13 protein-coding genes are annotated in these 17,910 nt (G+C 69.0%); 5 read left to right on the forward strand and 8 right to left on the reverse strand.

Features of this window, described 5'->3' with window-relative positions:
* Positions 1-19 precede the first annotated feature (19 nt).
* From ACIBH4_RS31280 to ACIBH4_RS31305, 6 genes are all read right to left on the reverse strand, one after another.
* Positions 20-3,115, reverse strand: a complete 3,096-nt coding sequence (locus tag ACIBH4_RS31280) for a hypothetical protein (protein ID WP_362764709.1) — start codon at positions 3,113-3,115, stop codon at positions 20-22.
* A 578-nt stretch (positions 3,116-3,693) separates the two neighbouring features.
* Entirely contained in the window at positions 3,694-4,131 is a 438-nt protein-coding gene (locus ACIBH4_RS31285; protein ID WP_362510216.1) for a transcriptional regulator, read from the reverse strand.
* 13 nt (positions 4,132-4,144) lie between these two features.
* A complete protein-coding gene (locus ACIBH4_RS31290) occupies positions 4,145-4,945 on the reverse strand; it encodes an alpha/beta hydrolase (RefSeq protein WP_362764706.1) in 801 nt (266 codons plus the stop codon).
* A 215-nt stretch (positions 4,946-5,160) separates the two neighbouring features.
* Complete coding sequence (locus ACIBH4_RS31295; RefSeq protein WP_362510222.1) at positions 5,161-6,987, reverse strand: ABC transporter ATP-binding protein; 1,827 nt, start codon at positions 6,985-6,987, stop codon at positions 5,161-5,163.
* Positions 6,987-8,822, reverse strand: a complete 1,836-nt coding sequence (locus ACIBH4_RS31300) for an ABC transporter ATP-binding protein (RefSeq protein WP_362510225.1) — start codon at positions 8,820-8,822, stop codon at positions 6,987-6,989. The genes ACIBH4_RS31295 and ACIBH4_RS31300 overlap by 1 nt, the downstream gene beginning before the upstream one ends.
* A 222-nt stretch (positions 8,823-9,044) precedes the next feature.
* On the reverse strand, positions 9,045-10,349 hold the full coding sequence (locus tag ACIBH4_RS31305; RefSeq protein WP_362764703.1) for an MFS transporter: 1,305 nt from the start codon (positions 10,347-10,349) through the stop codon (positions 9,045-9,047).
* A 94-nt stretch (positions 10,350-10,443) separates the two neighbouring features.
* Between ACIBH4_RS31305 and ACIBH4_RS31310 the strand changes: the two genes are divergently transcribed.
* On the forward strand, positions 10,444-10,995 hold the full coding sequence (locus ACIBH4_RS31310) for an ABATE domain-containing protein (protein ID WP_362510231.1): 552 nt from the start codon (positions 10,444-10,446) through the stop codon (positions 10,993-10,995).
* Here the strand turns inward: ACIBH4_RS31310 and ACIBH4_RS31315 are convergent.
* A complete protein-coding gene (locus ACIBH4_RS31315; protein WP_362510234.1) occupies positions 10,974-11,579 on the reverse strand; it encodes a MarR family transcriptional regulator in 606 nt (201 codons plus the stop codon). The two genes, ACIBH4_RS31310 and ACIBH4_RS31315, sit on opposite strands and share 22 nt — an antisense overlap.
* Before the next feature lie 84 nt (positions 11,580-11,663).
* Here ACIBH4_RS31315 and ACIBH4_RS31320 point away from each other — a divergent pair, with 84 nt between their 5' ends.
* From ACIBH4_RS31320 to ACIBH4_RS31330, 3 genes are all read left to right on the forward strand, one after another.
* Positions 11,664-12,113, forward strand: a complete 450-nt coding sequence (locus ACIBH4_RS31320; protein WP_350941572.1) for a MarR family transcriptional regulator — start codon at positions 11,664-11,666, stop codon at positions 12,111-12,113.
* 128 nt (positions 12,114-12,241) lie between these two features.
* Positions 12,242-12,793, forward strand: coding sequence for a SigE family RNA polymerase sigma factor (locus tag ACIBH4_RS31325; RefSeq protein ID WP_362510240.1), 552 nt, complete (start codon positions 12,242-12,244; stop codon positions 12,791-12,793).
* Positions 12,790-13,962, forward strand: a complete 1,173-nt coding sequence (locus ACIBH4_RS31330; RefSeq protein ID WP_362510243.1) for a hypothetical protein — start codon at positions 12,790-12,792, stop codon at positions 13,960-13,962. Before ACIBH4_RS31325 ends, ACIBH4_RS31330 begins: the two co-directional genes overlap by 4 nt.
* 179 nt (positions 13,963-14,141) lie before the next feature.
* Here ACIBH4_RS31330 and ACIBH4_RS31335 read toward each other — a convergent pair whose 3' ends face one another.
* Positions 14,142-15,530 (reverse strand): carbohydrate binding domain-containing protein, encoded by a 1,389-nt coding sequence (locus ACIBH4_RS31335; protein WP_362764701.1) that lies wholly within the window; start codon positions 15,528-15,530, stop codon positions 14,142-14,144.
* Between the two features lie 742 nt (positions 15,531-16,272).
* Between ACIBH4_RS31335 and ACIBH4_RS31340 the strand changes: the two genes are divergently transcribed.
* The gene (locus tag ACIBH4_RS31340; protein WP_362510249.1) at positions 16,273-17,883 is read left to right on the forward strand and encodes an ATP-binding cassette domain-containing protein; all 1,611 of its coding nucleotides are present in this window, start codon (positions 16,273-16,275) and stop codon (positions 17,881-17,883) included.
* The last annotated feature ends 27 nt before the right edge of the window (positions 17,884-17,910 follow it).

Raw genomic sequence — 17,910 nt, forward strand, 5'->3', positions numbered from 1 at the left:
GGTGTTCTCCCGCAGGGAGTCACGTCCTGCCGGGGGTGATCCCGTAGCGCCGGATCCGTTCGGCCTCGCCGACGTGGCCGAGTCGTACCAGCAGGCCGATCGCCTCGCGCAGGGCGCCGGGCAGGCCCAGCTCGGCGGCGCGCAGGTGGGCGAGGACCGCCCTCTCCGGGTGACCCGTCTCGCGCAGCAGGACGGCGAGCCAGGTCAGGGCGCCGGTGTCGCCCGCCTCGACACGGGCGCTCAGCCAGGTGATCGCCTCCGTCGCCCCTCCTGTCTCGTACATCAGGTCGACCGCGTGGCCCAGAGCGCGGGCGTCGCCGTTCTCGGCGCGGCTGCGCAGCCAGGTGATCGCCTCCTCCGCACGGTCCAGCTGGTGCAGCAGGGTGGTGAACCGCCCGAGGGCTTCGGTGTCGCCGTTCTCGGCGCGGCCGCTCAGCCAGGTGATCGCCTCCTCGGCCCGGTCCGTCTCCTGGAGTAGTTCGACCGCCTTCCACAGGGCGTCGGCGTCGCCGTTCTCTGCGCGGCCGCGCAGCCAGGTGATCGCCTCTTCGGTCCGGTCCGTCTCCTGGAGTAGTTCGACCGCCTTCCACAGGGCGTCGGCGTTTCCCGCCTCGGTGGCGTCCCGGTACGCGGCCAGCGCCTCCTCGATACAGCCGGTCTCCTGGAGTAGTTCGACCATCCCCCAGCCGGCACCGAGGTGCCCGGTCTCGGTGGCGCGCCGGTACGCGGTCAGAGCCTCCTCCAGCCGGCCCTCCCGATGCAGCAGGACGGCCATCGGCCAGCGTGAACCGTCGTTTCCCGCCTCGGCGGCGCGCTGATATGCGGCGATCGCTTCCTCGGTCCTGCCCGCCCTCTCCAGAAGGCGCGGCAGCAGATCGAGGGCGGGGCGGTCACCGGTTTCCGCGCGGGCGTTCAGCCAGGTGATCGTCTCTTCGGTCCGGCCCGTCTCCTGGAGCAGTTCGACCATCTTCGAGATCGCGCGGTGGTCACCGTTCTCGGCGCGGGTTCGCAGCCAGGTGATCGCCTCCTTGGTCCGCTCCGACTCCCGCAGCAGCTCGACCGCCTCCCAGAGGGCGTCGGTGTCGCCGTTCTCGGCGCGGATCCGCAGCCAGGTGAGCGCCTCCCCGGTACGTCCCATCTCCCGCAGCAGGGCGACGGCCTGCTTGAGGGCGTGGCCGTCGCCGGTTCTCATGGCGCGACGGCAGGCGACGATCGCCTCCTGCGTGCGGCCCGTCCTGTACAGCAGGGACGCCAGCCACTCCGGGGCGTCGACGATCCCCGCCTTCGCGGCGCGCAGGTAGACGGTGAGGGCCTTCTCGTGGTGTCCCATCCTGTCGAGGAGTGCCGCGGTCCAGAGAGGAAGGCCGGCGTCGTCGAACCAGTCGCGGGCACTAAGCCAGGTGATCGCCTCCCTGATCCTCCCCTCGTCCACGAGCAGGGTGATCGCCTCCTTCGCGGCGTCGGGGTCGCCCGTCTCGGCGGCGCGCAGGTAGGCGGCGATTGCCCTCTCGCGGTGTCCGGCCCCGTCGAGGACGGCGGCGATCGAGGCGAGGGTCCGGGCGTCGTCCTGGCCGCTGTGGACCCGCAGCCAGGTGAGCGCCTCCTCGGTACGTCCCGTCTCCCCGAGCAGGGCGATCGCCTGTCGCGGGGCGTCGGGGTCACCGGCCGTGGCCGCGGCCCCGTACAGCAGGAGTGCGTGGTGGTAGAGACCGCGGGCCCGTGCCTGGGCGGCGAGGCGCGGCAGGTCCTCGGGGGCGGCGTGGGAGATCAGCGCGTCCCACAGGGCGGCGGGGACGGGACGCGTACGGCGCTCGGCGCGACCGAGTTGTTCCAGGTGGTTCGCGAGCCGGTAGCGGGGGGAGGCGGACGGCTCGTCGTGGTGGGGGTGGACGCGCGTGAGGGGGCCGTGGACACCACAGGCGTAGGCGAGGGCCCGTTCGAACCAGTCCCGGGGCAGGGCGCCGTACTCGTAACCGGTCAGACAGTCGAACGCGGCGGTCTTCAGGAGGGAGTGGGAAAGGGCGGGGCCGTGTCCCGCGCGCCTGGCGTCCATGGCGGCCTCGATCACGGCCCTGGCCGGGGCGGGCGCGTTGCGGTAACGCTCCACCGTGTCGGGCACGCCGGTCAGGTACTGGGCGATCCTGCCGTCGCGGGTCCCGGCGTACGCGCGCTCCAGACGCGGGTCGCCGCGCGCCGCCCCCAGGTGGGAGCCGGTGAAACGGTCGGGGACGTGGATGGCGGCGCCGGTCACCAGCGCCCGCGCCTGGGTACGGGGGTCGGCGCCGCCCGCGGCGGGAGTCTCGGTGAGGGCGGTCCAGTACTCGGGCCAGAGGGTGCCCAGGACCAGCACCGGGCCGCGCTCCGGGTCGCCCACCAGGGCACGCAGCCCGGCGGCGACGCGCTCGCCAAGGCCGCTCGCCGGGGTGAGCAGGTAGGACTGCGACTCGTCGAGCCACACGACGGTCCGCGGCGCGAGGGAGCCCAGGGCCACGGCGACCGCCTCGGGAGGGCCGGGAGCGGCCGGGTCCCACAGTCGCCACCTGCCGGGCAGGAGCCGCACGGCCTCCCAGCAGGCCCGGGTCTTGCCGGTCGACGAGTCGCCGACCAGCATCGCGACCGCGCTGTGCCCGGCCGCCGCCCGCCGCACGACGGCGGCCAGGTGGTCGTCGTGGGGGCGGGTCACGTAGACGGGCAGGTCGGCCATTCCCGCGGCCTCCGCGCCCGCGTCGATCGCCCGGTGCACCCCCAGCGAGAACGGGTCGGCCAGCGAGCGGATCGGCAATCCGGCCGACGAGACCAGGCGGGCTCTCCTCCACAGCTCGCGGCCCCGGTCGGCTGCGTCGGCCGGGGCCCGCCGGGCCAGGCGGGCCAGCACGGTGAGTACGGCCGTCAGGTCGCCCTGGCGGGGAGGCGTCTCCGCCGAGGCCAGTATCCGGCGGACGGTGTCGCGTCGGGGAGCATCCGGGCCCGGAAGGTCGTCGGAGATTCCCTCGGCGATGTCGTCGAGAGTGGGGGAACCGGCTTCCAAGTACAGCTCGTGCAGCAGATCCTTGAGGTCACGCAGCGGTCCGGGAGGGATCTGCGAGCGGGTGGTCAGGAGCGGTCGCCGCCGCACCTGACCTTTATTTTCATCGCCGTTTTTCATCTTTCGTTGCCACTCATCGCAACATCATCGCTCGTTATGCGGGCTGCGAAAGGTCGCGAGCACCAATAAAATGGTGACAAATATACTTCTATCGGAAGTTGAATCTTGGTCCGGCGACGGGCACTCCCGGGGCATGCTCCGATCAGGGCATCATTCGGAAAGGACGCTTTCCACTGTGCGAGCCGATAACCAGGTGTTCAGACGTTTTCAATCTCGGCCCCGCCTGGTCGGCTTTCTCGCGGGTCGACGTCCACGGATGGCGAGCCGCCGGGCGGAGGCGATCACCTACGTTCTCACTGATGAGAGCCGCCGGGCGCGCTCCCGCGGCGGACTCGGTGCCTGGTGGTCGCCGACACGCAGATGGACCGGGCCGAGGCGGTCCCTGCCGATCGGGAAAGGTCACTTTTCATCGTCTGAACCGATAATGAGTATTTAGGCGTTTTAATGCAAGATCGGGGGATATTTATGGGTTTGGTGTTCGAGTCCCGGCCTCCGCCTCCGGTGAGGGCGGGCACCCGTCGGCGAGCCGGGCGTCCGATCTCGCGGTGCTACCGGCGGTATCTGTCGAGCATCTGGCTCCCGACATCGACATAGCCGGAGAACAGCCCGATCACATCTCTGAGCCGATCCTGCGCGGGACCGGGACTCACCAGGGCCTCGCCGTCGCGCAGTGCGGCGATCAGGGTCCTGGCCCGTGAATGGCTCGCCTCCAGCAGCGACTCGATCCCTCCCGTGGCCTCGACCAGGAGCCTGCGGCTGCCGGGCTGCGGGATCACCTTGGCGAGTCCCCAGGAGTCCAGCTGCCGCACCGCGGTGCTCACCGCGCCCTTGCTCAGTTCGAGCTCGGCGGCGATCGCGTCGAGGGAGGTCGCCTCCTCGGTCACCAGCAGCAGTCCGTAGACGCGGCCGGTCGCGTGCGGGAGGTTCCACGAGGCCAGCAGGTCACCCACCGAGGTGATGAACGCGCGACGCCTGGTCGCGCTCACCGCTGTGCCCGCCTCATGCCGAGATCCTACGCAAGAACGCCTCGATCGCCACGTTCACCGCACGAGGGTCGTCCTGGTTGGCGATATGGCCCGCGCCGGGGATGACGACCTCCTCGACGCCCTCGGTCCTGGCCCACCTGGGCATCGCCGAGGCGATGTTGCCGGTACGGTCTCGTTCGCCGCGAATCAGGCACAGAGGCACAGGCGTGCGATAGCCGGGATCCGGGTCGAGGAGTTCGACGGTCGCCCGCCACACCTGGACGAACTCCTCCTTCGACAGCTGGGAGAACGCCCGTCGCGCGTCCGCCCGCGCCTTCTCCGTCACCGCCGAGGCGTTGGCCATCATGCCGGGAAGGCGTTTGGTGGAGATCATCGACAGACTCGGCGCGGCCGCCTTCAGCAGCAGACGCTCATTCCATGACAGCGGCGCGGTGTTCCACGTCGAACCGATGACGATCAGCGCTCGGGCGAGGTCCGGACGCCGCCGGACGACGGCCTGGCCGAGATTGCCGCCGAGGGACTGTCCCACGAGCACGGGACGGTCGAGCGCGAGATGCTCGACGAGCGCGCACAGGTCCGCGATAGCCCGCTCGGCGGTGAACGGAGCCCCGGCCGGGCGAGAGCGGCCGTGGCCGCGCATGTCCCAGGTGACGACCCGGTATCCCCGGGCGCGCAGGTATTCGCTCTGGGCGTCGAACATCACGTGGTCGGCCCCGGCGCCGTGTGAGAACACCAGCGGCACACCGTCGCCACCGCTGTCGGCATGGCGGAGAGCGCAACCGTGCAGCGAGAGCACCGATGCTAGATTCACCATTTGCTAAATATAGTGAATATGTCCGGCGGGCGCACACCGGTCCCTCGGGCTCGCGAAGGTCACAGTGACGCCGGAGCAGTCGCCGACGGCTCCAACTGGACCTGGGTCTCGGAGTCGGGGAAGCCCACCGAGCGGTACACGCGGATCGCGACGTAGGTCGGATCGGCTGCTCTCGCCGCCGGGCCGGCTCGGGGTCCCGATTCGAGCGGCGTCGATCATGCGGTGCCGGTGACGGAGACGAAGCCGGAACCGGGCCGGTAGTCGGGGGACTGGTGCCTGAAGTAGGTGTTGTAGACCTGGCAGTAGTGGCCACCACGAGCCAGCAGCGTGGTGTGGTCGCCCTCCTCGACGATCCGGCCGTGATCCAGCACGATGATGCGGTCGACGTGCTCGATCGTGGAGAGCCGGTGGGCGATGACGATGGAGGTGCGCTCGGCCAGCACCCGGTCCAGGCCCTCCTGGATCTGGGCCTCGGTCAGCGGGTCGACGCTGGCGGTGGCCTCGTCCAGGACCACGATCGCCGGATCCTGGATGAGCAGGCGGGCCAGCGCGACGAGCTGGCGCTGGCCCATGGACAAAGCGCGGCCGTGCTCGCCGACGTCGGTACGCAGGCCGTCCGGCAGAGCGTCGATCCAGTCGCCCCCGCCGACCGCCGCGGCGGCGGCGAGCACCTCCTCGTCGCTCGCCTCCGGTCTCGGATAGCGGATGTTGTCGGCGACGGTGCCGCTGAACAGGAACGGAACCTGCGGCACCGCGCCGATCTGCCGCCGGTATCCGGCCAGGTCGAGTGTGCGGACGTCGCGATCGTCGATCGTCAGCAGGCCGTCCTGGAACTCGTAGAACCGGGTGATGAGCTTGCTGAGTGTCGACTTGCCCGCCCCGGTGTGGCCGACCAGCGCGACGCTCTCGCCCGCCTCGATCGTGAGGTTGAAGTCCCGAAGGACGGTGTTCTCCGCTTCGTAGCCGAACCTGACGTCTCGGAACTCGATGCGGCCCGCGAGCCTGCCGACCGGCTGGGGGTCGATCTGCACCACCCGGGGTGGCGCGTCGATCAGGGCGAAGACCCGCTCCGAGGCGGACAGGCCCTGCTGGAACTGCGACCAGAACGCGGCGATGGAGGTGAGCGGGAACCAGAAGAGCGCGACGCCCTGGAGGAAGAGGAACCAGTCGCCGCCGGACAGGGTGCCGCCGAGGACGGCGGTGCCGCCCAGCTGGACGAGCGCGACCGTGGCGAGCCCGGCGACGACGAAGAGAACGGGGAAGATGCCGGAGAAGACGAAACCCTGTTTGAGTGTGACCTGGTAGCTCTGCCGGTTGATGGGGCGGAACTCGTCGTAGACCCGCTGCTCCTGGCGGAAGTTCTTGGCGACGGTGATCCCGCCCATGGTCTCCTGCAGGGTGGCGTTCACCCGGCTCAGCGAGCGTTGCGCCTGGCGGGTGCTGCTGCGGGCGACCCGCCGGAACAGCAGGGCGATGCCCATCACGATCGGTGCCACGAGAAGGGTCAGCAGGGCGAGCTCGACGCTGCGCAGGAAGAGTATGGCCGTGACGAAGCCGACCATCAGCACCTGGCTGATCAGGTCCATCGTCAGGGTGGAGACGGTGGCGAAGTCGTCGGTGTCGGAGGTGACCCGGCTGACGATCTTGCCCGACGGGGTCTCGTCGTAGAACGACAGGTCACGCTTGAGTACGGCGTCGAACGCGTCCTCGCGCAGACGCAGGACGACGTCGCCGGTGACCTTCGCGCTGTGCCACTGGCGGACGAAGTTGAACAGCCAGCCGAGCATCCCGGCGATCAGCAGGCCCGCGGTGAGTTGCCACCCCACGTCGGCGATCGTGCCGCCCTCGATTCCGTCCACGCCCCAGCTGACCAGCAACGGAATCGCCGCCTGGCTCAGTGAGAACAGCACGATCATGACGGCGACCAGGATCATCGACCCCAGCTTCGGCCGGAAATAGGACAGGATCCGGCGAAGGAGCTCACGATCGCTGTAGGTGCGGTCGTAGTCCTCGGCGTCGAGGCCGTCCATGAGGAAGCCCATCAGCCCTGCCCTCCCTGCTCGCCCGCGAGGACCACGGCCGGATCGATGGTGTCGCCGGTCACGTCGGCCTCGTCGTAGTGGGCGAAGATCCGCCGGTAGAGGCGGCTCCTGGAGAGCAGCTCGTCGTGCGTTCCGTAGTCGACCAGCTCGCCTCGGCGGAGCAGCAGGACCTTGTCCGCCCACCGGATCTGGGAGAGCCTGTGGGTGATCAGCAGGGTGGTGCGCCCGTCGAGAAGGCGGCCGATGGCCCGCTGGATCCTGTCTTCCGTGGCGGAGTCGATCGCACTTGTCGAGTCGTCGAGCACGAGGATCGCCGGATCCGTCAGCAGCGCCCGCGCGATGGCGAGGCGCTGGCGCTGGCCGCCGGAGAGGGTGATGCCGCGCTCACCGATGACCGTGTCGTAGCCGTCGTCGAGCTCGCCGATGAACTCGGCGGCCTGGGCCTCCTCCGCCGCCCGGACGACGGCGTCTCGCTCCACTCGCTGGCCCAGCCCGAAGGCGATGTTCTCGGCGACCGACCGGGAGAAGAGCACGATGTCCTGCTCGATGGTGGAGATCTGGGAGCGCAGCGAGTCGAGGTCCCACTCACGTACGTCCACGCCGTCGACCAGGATCCGGCCCGCGGTGACGTCGTAGATCCGGGGGACCAGCTTGGTCAGGGTGCTCTTGCCGGAGCCGGTCTCGCCGACGATCGCCACGGTCTCGCCCGGCTTCACGGTGAACGTCACGTCGCGCAGCACGGGATCGTCGTCCCCGTAGCCGAACGTCACGTTCTCGAAGACGATCGCCCCGTTGATCGGCGCGGTGTGGCCGTCGTCGGGCTGCCGGAGCTCGGTCTCGGTGTTCATGATGCTCAGGATCCGGCGGGAGGACACGATGCCGATCTGGACCAGCGAGAAGGTGAAGATCGACATGTTGGTCGGGAAGCCCAGCATGCCCATCAGGCCCATGAAGGCGACCAGGTCGCCGATCGTGATGGCACCCGCCGTGTGCAGGTGGAGGCCGTGCCAGAGCGAGCCGGCCATCGCGAAGGCGAAGAGCAGGGTCGGCAGGTAGCGGGCTTGGACCAGGCCGTTGTGGACGAAGGAGTCGCGGTAACGCCGCGCGCGTGTCTGGAACCGCCGCCGCTCCTGGCCCTCCTGCGCGGTCACCTTGATGACCTCGATGCCTCTGACCGCCTCGTTCAGCCCGGCGTTGAGATCGCCGAACTGTTCTCGCATACGGGTCGCCACGGGGTTGAGCCGTCTCATGTAGTGCCGGAGCGCGAAGACGAAGGCGACCGCGAAGACGCCGGGCACCAGCAGCAGTCGAGGGTCGATCGCGGCGATGAAGACCAGGGGCACGAGGCCGGTCAGACCGGAGTCGACGATGAGGTCGACGCCAGGACTGATCATGGTGGAGAGCTGCCGGATGTCGTTGGCCGCCCGTGCCATCAGGTCGCCGACCCGCTGCCTGTTGTGGAAGGTCTGGCTCTTGCCGAGCAGGCTGACGTAGAGCTCGTCCCTGGCGTCCCGCTCCAGTCGCTTGGCGAGGACCTCGCTGGCCAGACGCGCGACGACGTCGAAGAGGCCGCGGGCGAGCACGATCGCCAGCAGCGCCAGCGAGATCATGCCCAGCGCCCGTGCCCCGCCGCCGTCCTCGCTCAGGACGGCGTCGAAGGCGTCACCGGTGAACCCGGGGACCATGGCGTTGAGCACGACCATGATCAGTGATGCGCCGAGGAATCCGACCAGCTGGAGCGGGTGGCGGCGAACATGGGACCAGAGCCAGCGCACCGGCCCCCGCCTGTCATGCGGGCGGTCGGAGACGGAGAACTCCGAACTGCTGGTGGTCACGGGCTCGCTCCCGAGCAAGTCGAGGATGAAAGTCGAACTTGCTTTCTATCACCGGGCGCCGACACTTCCCACGCATTTTCTCACCCCCGCCTGTTGCGGGTCGCGGCCCGCCGACCGGGACCCCGGACCCGGGGGGCGTGTGCCGATCCGGACCTCGGATCCGTGGGGGCGTGTGCCGATCGGGACCTCGGGCACATGGGGGCGAAGTGCCGTCCGCCGTGCTCACACAGCGGGTCGGCGGTCCACCGCCGCCTCGACGGACGTGGACTCGACGACGGCGGACCCGCCGGTCGCGGACTCGACGTTCATGGACTCGGCGGACGCGGACAGGTCCGTACGGAGCGCGTACGGCACGAAGACGCACAGCACGGCGATGGCGAGTCCCGTGGCGATGCCGAACACCGCCCGTACCCCCCACAGCTCCGCCGCGACTCCGGCCAGTGCCGCGCCGGCGGGAATCACGCCCCAGCTGAGCATCCGGGACGCGGCGTAGATACGTCCCAGCAACTCCGGCGGCGACAGGTTCTGCCGGATCGTGGCCACCAGGATGCGCCAGATGCTCGACCCGGCGCCGGCGATCACCGCCCCCGCGGCCACAGTCCAGGTCGGCCCGCCCAGCGCCACGGGCGCCACCAGCAGCACGGTCCCCGCGGCGTCGACGATGAGCAGCCTGGCCACCCCGAACCGGCGCCGCAACGGCTCCACCACCGCCGCCGCGAGCAGCCCGCCCACGGCCATCGCCGTCAGCACCAGGCCGTACTGGACCGTGGTGAGGCCGAGCGGGCCGGGGCTCACCGCGTACACGACGAGCAGGGCCGTCGCGACCGCCCAGGGGATGTTCATCACGGCGGTGAAGAGGGTGAGCGTTCGCACCACCGGCTGCCGCCACAGGTATCGGAAGCCCGCGGCCACGTCGCCGTTCCCGGTGGTGCCGGCCTCGGCGGGTGTCCGGCGCAGGACCATCATGGCGATCCCGGCGACGGCGAGGGCGTACAGGAGCGCGCTCGCGCCGGTGGCCAGGGCGAGGGTGAGGCCCGCGAGCAGCCCGGCGAGCGGTGGGCCCGCGAGCTGGTTGGCGATGTTGACGGTCGCCTCGATGCGCGCGTTGGCCCTGCCGCGCCCGGTGGGTTCGACGACCACGGGGATGGTCGAGGTCAGCGCGGTGTCGACCAGGGTCTCGGCCACGCCGAGCAGCACCGCCACGGCGAGGAGCAGGGGCAGCGACAGGGTGCCGGTGAGGTGGCCGAGGGTGAGGCCGGACAGCGCCAGCGCGCGGAACAGGTTCACGCCGCTCAGCAGCATCCGGCGGTCGACCCGGTCGACGATCCAGCCGGCGTGCAGGCCGAAGATCGGCCATGCCAGGGTGAGCGCCGCCGTCACGGCCGCCACCCCGCCGGGGGAGGCGTCGGCGGCGATGGCGAGCAGCGGCAGGACGAACAGCGCCATGCCGTCGCCGAGGTTCGCGGCACCGGTGCCGAACCACAGCGCGTTGAACGGCCGGCCCAGCGAAACGGGGAGGAGGCGCATCCGTTTCTCACCTTTCAAATATGTTTGATCGGTCATAGCGTGGCCGATGGCACCTAACCTGTCAACAGACTTTGATCGGTGAGATACTCATGCCATGACTGCCGTCGAGCTGGTTGGAAACGCGCTGTGCCTGGACTTCGCGAACACGGTCAACGCCCGTCCGGTGGCCGGGCGAGACTGGTTGGGCACGCCGGATGAGGCAGTGACCTGGGCCGCGGCGGCGGGGCGTCCGATCGAGGAGCCGGACGGGCTCGCGGCGGCCCTGCCGGACGCCCGCGAGCTGCGTGAGGCGGTGTTCCGGGTGTTCCGGCCCCTCACGCGGGGGGAGCGGGCGCCGCGACCGGATCTGGACACCGTCGTCGCGCTGCACGGTGACGGCATCGCCCGTGGCCGGCTGGAGGAGGCCGACGAGAAGTTCCGGTTCTCCTGGGGGGCACCGCGTACGGCGCGAATCCTGCTCTGGGAGGTCGCGGCCTCGGCGGTCGAGCTGCTCACCCATGGGCCGTTGGACCGGCTTGGCGAGTGTCCTTCGTGCTGCTGGTTGTTCCTGGACGTCAGCAAGAATCGTCGCCGCCGGTGGTGCAGCATGGCGACGTGCGGCAGCCGCGACAAGTCGCGGCGCTACTACGCGGGGCGCTCCTCCTGAGGTTCTTGGGTCTTGGGGCTCGAGCCTGGGACTCCTGGGTTCGAAGGGCTCGGGCGGGAGGGGCCGGCCCGGTGGGTCTCGGTTCGCCGGAGCCTCGGTCCGATGGGGCCCGGTCCGGCGGGGCCTGAAGGTCGGTCGCGGGTCTCGCGGGTCTCGCCGGGCCCGGTCAGGTTGGCCGACATCCGCGTCAGGACGTCGATCGTGGCCAGATACTCCTCGGCGCTGATTCCCTCGGTGAGGCGGGCGCGGTCGGTGTCCACCCGCCGTCGCAACTCTTCGTGCGCCCGGATCCCGGCGGTGGTGAGGGAGAGCCGCTCCGCTCCTTCCAGCCAGCCCCGCTCGCGCAGACCGTCCACGAACGGGCGCAGGGAGGGGAACCGGTCGTCGAGGAAGGGAGCGAGGGCGGTGTCGAGGCCGGCGAGGGTGGGGGAGTCGACGGCGACGACGTTCAGCACCTGCCAGTGGCGGCGGGTCAGCCCTTGGTCGGCGAGGAGGTCGTCGAGAGAACTCTCGACGAGGCCGTGGAGGTGCTTGATCCAGTAGCCGATGGGACGCCTCTGGCCGGTGATCCGGGAGGTGTTCACGGTGCCGCCTCTCCCTGCTTCTCGATCTTCGGTAAATACATGTTCTTTGACAATAACATGTATTAATGCATGTATTATCGAGAGATGGAAGACCCTCAGGTGGCCGCCGTCGAACGGGCGATGGTGGCGATCCGGCGCAGCCAGACCCGCCGAGCCCTCCAGCGCCTCGCGGGTGACGTCGAGCTCGACCCCGCGCTCTTCGGGGTGATCGACGCCGTGGAGGAGGAAACGGAGGCCGCGACGGTGACCTCCGTCGCGGGCCGGATGGGCGTCGACCAGCCCCGTGCCAGCCGCCTGGTGGCCAGGGCCGTCGAGGCGGGGCTGGTTCGCCGGGTGGCCGACCCGGCCGACGGCCGCCGCAGCACGTTGGAACTCACCGAACTGGGCGTCGGGCACGCCGAGCGGGTCCATCGCTTCCGCCGCGAGATCTTCGACGCGGCGATGCGTGACTGGTCCGAGCGGGAAAGGAAGGAGTTCGCCCGCCTGCTCACGGCCTTCGTCGCGGAGCTGGGCCGACGCCACAGGGAAGGCTGACCGCGCTGACCCTGCTGACCCTGCTGACCCCGCTGACCGCGCGACGGCGCGGGAAGGGGCTTCGCTGGGAAGGGGACCAATCCGCCGTCCCGAGGCAACCTGATCGGTGGGATACGCATGGAGCAGGCATGCAGTCTGAGATCAGGAGTGTGGTGGAGAAACCGCCGCCGGAGCCTCACGCGGCGGCCGCTCCGGCCGACACCGTCGTCACCGATTTGTTCATGACCCACCGTCTCGGCCTCGTCCGCTTCGCCTTTCTGCTGGTGGGGGACCGGGAGACGGCCGAGGATGTCGTGCAGGACGCCTTCGCGGCGATCCACCGCCGGTGGAGCCGGTTGACCGATCACGACCAGATGCTCCCCTATCTGCGGACGGCGGTACTCAACGGTTGCCGCATGGTCCACCGGCGCCGGATGATCACTCGGCGTTTTGGCGGTGATCGGAAAGTGCCGTTCTGGTCCGCGGAGACCGAGGTGTTGCTGGGGGAGACCCGGCGAGAGGTGTTCCTCGCCGTTCGAGCACTGCCGCGCCGTCAGCGTGAGGCGGTGGTGCTGCGCTACTACCTCGACCTGTCGGAGGGGGAGATCGCCGATGTGATGGGGGTCAGCCGCGGAACGGTGAAGTCGTCCACGTCCCGAGCCCTCAGGACGCTCGCCACGAAACTGGAGGAGGACCGATGACCCCGCAGACCGAAGACCGGCTCCGCGACGCCTTTGCCGCCGGTGCCGAGCTGGTGAGCGCCGAGACCCTGCGCCCCGCCGACCAGGCGGTACGACCGAGGGCCACTCGTCGCCTTCCTGGTTCTCTTCGTATGGCTCCGCTGCTGGCCGCCCTGGCGGTCGTGGTGGTGAGCGTCGCCGTCGGGACCGGGTTGCGCGGTTCGGGTGCGGTACAACCCGTGACGGAAGGTCCGCCCGGCCCCGGCTTCCTCCTGGTCGCGAGGAACGACGGGTTGATGGTCCGCGACGCCCACAGCGGTAAGGTCACCGACCGGGTTGTGATGCCACGATCCCCGGAAGGGAGCACCCGGGGTGTGCGCGGCGGATATCTGCTCGCCGGAACCGGAGAAGGCAGAACGTTCTACGTCGCCCAGAGCGTGCTGTCCCGTCAGACGGCGGTGAGCACCACGTGGTTCTACCGGATACGGATCGACGAGCGCGGGAGGGTCGCGGAGTTGGCGCGCGACGTGATCTCCCCTGTGACAGGTACGGCCGCGTCATCCCTCGCCGTCACGGACGACGGCACCCGACTGGCCTACAGCGTCGACGGCGAGGTGTGTGGCAAGGACAAGACGCTGCGCTTCTGCCCCGGTGCCCGGCTCACGGTCGTCGACCTGCCCACCGGGAAGACGCGTACCTGGACGACGAACGCCACCGGAGACCTTTGGAGCCTGTCGTGGGCGGCCGACCGCCGCACGCTGGGCTTCGTGACCATGTCGCAGGCCCGGGTCCTTGACACGACCGCCGCCGGTGACACGCTCAAAGCCGGCCGGACGGTGGTTCAGGGGGTGGATGCCCCGGATGCCGCGACGATCAGCCCAGACGGTCACAGGATGCTGGTCGGCCGCAGGTACCCGTCCGACGGCCGGGGACCGCACCGTTACACGATCGAGGAGTACTCCGTCGTGGACGGCCGGAAGATCGGCACGCTGTTCGGCGCGGAACACGCCGGCAGGAGCATTCCGCGGTGGAAACTGTTCCAGTACGACGCCACCGGGCGCCACCTGCTCTTCACGGGAAACTTCTACCCGCTGAGCAGGCTGGACGAGAACGGACAGGTGACTGTCCTCGTTCGTCAGGAGCCCTTGGACTCCCTCGGGGCCTCGCAGGAGATGTTGGCGGCCTGGTAGCGACGGTCCGTCCCGACTCATGATCGCAAACCGCGCCGACCCACCTGGAGGGGGCGACTGAGAACCGGGTGACGGAGAAACCTCGTCGGTCACGGCAAGGGACGACGTAGCGCCTCCCGGCGGGCTCCGGTGCACCGGGTCACCGCCGGGAGGCGCTGGATCAGTTCGTCACCTGGAGGTCACTGCCAGCTGTCCAGTCGGCAGCCGTCGGTGGTCTTGCCGTTGTTGCAGTGGTTGAGCTGGAGGGCGTCGAGCTGGTAGACGAAGGTCTGGCCGGCGGGGCTGACCACCGAGATCTGGACGCTGGTAGCTCCGGTCGGGGCGGTCGCCCTGTGCCGGTATTCCGTCCAGGTGCTGGTCAGCGCGGTGGTCGGACCGTCACTGGTGGAGATCAGGGTATTGGACGAGTTGTACCACGACAGGCGCAGTTTCACGTTGCCGGAGGTGGCGGTGGTCATCTTGGCGAAGAACTTGTAGGTCTGGCCGGCGGTCACCGCGGGTTTGCGGGTGACCGATACGACGCCGTCGGCGTGCGACTGCACGTTCATGGTGAGCGACCGGCGGCCGTCGTAGTGCTTGGCCGAGATCTGTGACGTCGGGCCGGGCGGGGTCACCTGGATCCAGCCGCCGCCCGAGACGCTGAACCCGGTCGGGGCGGCGTACGGCGCGTCGGCCTCGACGGTGCGTTCCTGCGCGGTCAGCAGGTCGTTGCTGTAGCCGATGTCGCAGCAGGTGGGGGTGGTGAAGTAGGGCCAGGCCGCGACGTTCACCTTGCGGGTGTCACCGGCCTCATTGCCGGTGTAGAAGGTCGCCGTGGTCTCGCTCGGGTCGTAGTAGTTGTTGAAGTCATGGTCCAGCTGCCAGTCGGAGGTCTGGCTGGACATGACGTCGGGATAGCTGAGGTAGTTGACGGTCTCGGTGACCTTGGGATGGTCCACGTAGAAACTGTCCGCGCCGAGGTGGATCAGTTCGTGCAGCAGGGTGGCGCTGGACCATTCGTCGGCGGTCGCCGCGCACGTCGTCGTGCACCAGGCGGTCGCGGTCCCGTTGAAGTCCTCGAACACCACGTACTTGCGGTTGGCGTTGTCGTATCCCGCCGTGCCGAGATCATCGGTGATCTTGTCCACCGTGGTCTCGCCGCCGATCACGCCGGCCTCGATCTTCTCCGGTATCACCAGCGCGCGGGCGTAACCGGAGTAGGTGCTGGTGTCGTAGCCGGTGCGGCAGCTCAGCTTCAGGTGCTGGTCGTAGTCGGTGGACTCGTCCAGCTCCAGGTCCATCCGGTCGACCAGCTTGGCGATCTGCTCGACCTGGGCCTCGTAGTTGTTCCCTCCGCCGTCGTGCCAGGCGTAGATCACCTGGATGGCCGGGGTGCTCCCGCTCGCGTCCTTGGGGTCGGACAGCGTCGTGGTGCAGCCACGCTTGGGCACGTTGGCGTCCACCGGCAGTGTGTACGGACCGGTGGGTTCGTTGATGTACGGCGGCGCGAATGCGGCCGCCGGACTCGCCATCGTCAGAACGACGAGTCCCCCCGCGGCGATCGCCGACATGATGCGACGCAGTTTCAATGACAAAGGTGCTCCTCCCGTTGAGAACCCATGATCGGGAGAGTAATCAGCACCGCTGACGAAACAAATACCTCATTGCAAACATTTTCAGACTTATGAATAAACGTACAGTCTTGCTCTGGTATCGGATTGGCCGTAACTAAAAGTGTAATACCGATAATGGTTCCGCTTGACATCTTTTTCTGACAAAAATCCCGATAGGGAACCTTAAGTGGATTCAATGATGCGTGTCCACAAAAGGATGGTTTGTGCATTTTGCGCCATATGGCGGAGTCGACGGACCGATAGGGGGTCCCGTGGCAAACAGCGAAAACCCAACGGATATGGCTCTGAGCTGGGGTTGCCGAGGGTTTTTCAGGAAGGTTGTTGATCTACTCGGCTACATCCCCAATGCCCCCTGGAGATTCCGCAGGCGGCGTTGCTGCGGTTGGCGGGCCAGATGGCGGTGTTCCCCGGGATGCTGGAGGCATACGACCGGTCGACGTGGAAGCGGCCACCCGGAGGGGCTCTCGACGGAGGGAGACGGGATGCTCGTCCGCGAACGCGGCGGGGGCCCACGCGGGATCCCGTACGGCTCGGCGGCGATGTGTCTCGGGAAGAGTTCACCGGCTCACGAGAACTGGGGCGATCTGCTCGCCGTGGGCATGACGACCGGATCGTCAGGCCGTACCGGCTGGAATCGGGATGCCGGACCTGAAACCGGCATGTAGCCTGCGCGGGGACTTGGAAAGAGGGAAGCGCAGTGGCACATGTTGAGGTCGGGCATCTGACGTACGTTCTGCCGGATGGGCGGCCGCTGCTGGACGATGTGTCCTTCCGGGTCGGCGAGGGGGTCAAGGCGGCGCTCGTCGGGCCCAACGGGGCGGGTAAGACGACGCTGATGCGGCTGATCGCGGGCGACCTGCAGCCGGTCGACGGGAGTGTCGCCAGCTCCGGTGGCCTGGGCATCATGCGGCAGTTCATCGGCAGCATCCGCGACGGCAGGTCCGTCCACGACCTGCTGGTCAGCGTCGCCCCGCAGCGTGTTCGGCAGGCGGCCGAGCAGCTTGAGGCCGCCGAGCTCGTGATGATGGAGCGCGAGGACGAGAAGGCGCAGATGCGCTACGCGCAGGCCATCACCGACTACACCGACGCGGGCGGCTACGACATCGAGGTGCTCTGGGACACCTGCACGATGGCCGCCCTCGGCATGCCGTACGACGACTGCAAGTATCGCGAGGTCAACACGCTGTCGGGCGGTGAGCAGAAGCGGCTGGTGCTGGAGGCGCTACTGCGAGGGCCCGACCAGACGCTGCTGCTCGACGAGCCGGACAACTACCTGGACGTGCCGGGCAAGCTCTGGCTGGAGCGGGCGCTGCGCGAGACGGCCAAGACGGTGTTGCTGGTCAGCCACGACAGGGAGCTCCTGGCCAACGCGGCCGACCGGATCATCACCGTCGAGTCCGGCAACATCTGGGTGCACGGCGGAGGGTTTCGTACGTACGCCCAGGCGCGCAGGGAGCGCAACGAGCGTCTCGACGAGCTGAAGAAGCGCTGGGACGAGGAGCACGCCAAGATCAAGCGCCTGGTCCTCATGCTGAAGCAGAAGGCCAAGTACATGGACACCATGGCCGCGGCGTACCACTCGGCCCAGACCAGGCTGCGCAGGTTCGAGGAGGCCGGGCCGCCGGAGGCGGCGCCCAAGGAGCAGTTCATCAGCATGCGGCTCAAGGGCGGCCGGACCGCGAAGCGGGCGGTGATCTGCGAGAAGCTGGAGCTCACCGGTCTGATGAAGCCGTTCGACCTGGAGATCTGGTACGGCGAGCGGGTCGCGGTGCTGGGTTCCAACGGCTCGGGCAAGTCGCACTTCCTGCGTCTGATCGCCGGGGAGGAGGTCGGGCACACCGGTGTGGCCAGGCTCGGCGCACGGGTCGTCCCCGGCCATTTCGCCCAGACGCACGCACGCCCCGAGCTCATCGGCCGGACGCCCTGCGAGATCGTCATGACCGAGCACGCCCGGCTCAAGAACGAGGCGATGAAGGTGCTGTCGCGCTACGAGCTGGCCGGGACCATCGCCGAGCAGCGCTTCGAGACGCTCTCCGGCGGCCAGCAGGCGAGGTTGCAGATCCTGCTGCTCGAACTGTCGGGCACCACTCTGCTGCTGCTGGACGAGCCGACCGACAACCTCGACCTGGCCAGCGCCGAGGCTCTCCAGGAGGGGCTGGACGCCTTTGACGGGACCGTGGTCGCCGTCACCCACGACCGCTGGTTCGCCGATGACTTCGACCGGTACCTGGTCTTCGGCGCCGACGGAAAGGTCTACGAATCATCCGAACCGGTATGGGACGAGGCCAGAGTGGTCCGGCAGAGGTAAAGACTCCGGCCGTTTCCGGCGTGTCCA

The organism is Streptosporangium sp. NPDC050284, from assembly GCF_044459525.1.
GTDB lineage: Bacteria > Actinomycetota > Actinomycetes > Streptosporangiales > Streptosporangiaceae > Streptosporangium.

What these genes read in the sequence shown, in the direction of transcription:
- ACIBH4_RS31290 (WP_362764706.1), bottom strand. Translation starts at nt 4,945, where the DNA reads ATGGTGAATCTAGCATCGGTGCTCTCGCTGCACGGTTGCGCTCTCCGC.
- ACIBH4_RS31295 (WP_362510222.1), bottom strand. Translation starts at nt 6,987, where the DNA reads ATGGGCTTCCTCATGGACGGCCTCGACGCCGAGGACTACGACCGCACC.
- ACIBH4_RS31305 (WP_362764703.1), bottom strand. Translation starts at nt 10,349, where the DNA reads ATGCGCCTCCTCCCCGTTTCGCTGGGCCGGCCGTTCAACGCGCTGTGG.
- ACIBH4_RS31310 (WP_362510231.1), top strand. Translation starts at nt 10,444, where the DNA reads ATGACTGCCGTCGAGCTGGTTGGAAACGCGCTGTGCCTGGACTTCGCG.
- ACIBH4_RS31320 (WP_350941572.1), top strand. Translation starts at nt 11,664, where the DNA reads ATGGAAGACCCTCAGGTGGCCGCCGTCGAACGGGCGATGGTGGCGATC.
- ACIBH4_RS31325 (WP_362510240.1), top strand. Translation starts at nt 12,242, where the DNA reads ATGCAGTCTGAGATCAGGAGTGTGGTGGAGAAACCGCCGCCGGAGCCT.
- ACIBH4_RS31330 (WP_362510243.1), top strand. Translation starts at nt 12,790, where the DNA reads ATGACCCCGCAGACCGAAGACCGGCTCCGCGACGCCTTTGCCGCCGGT.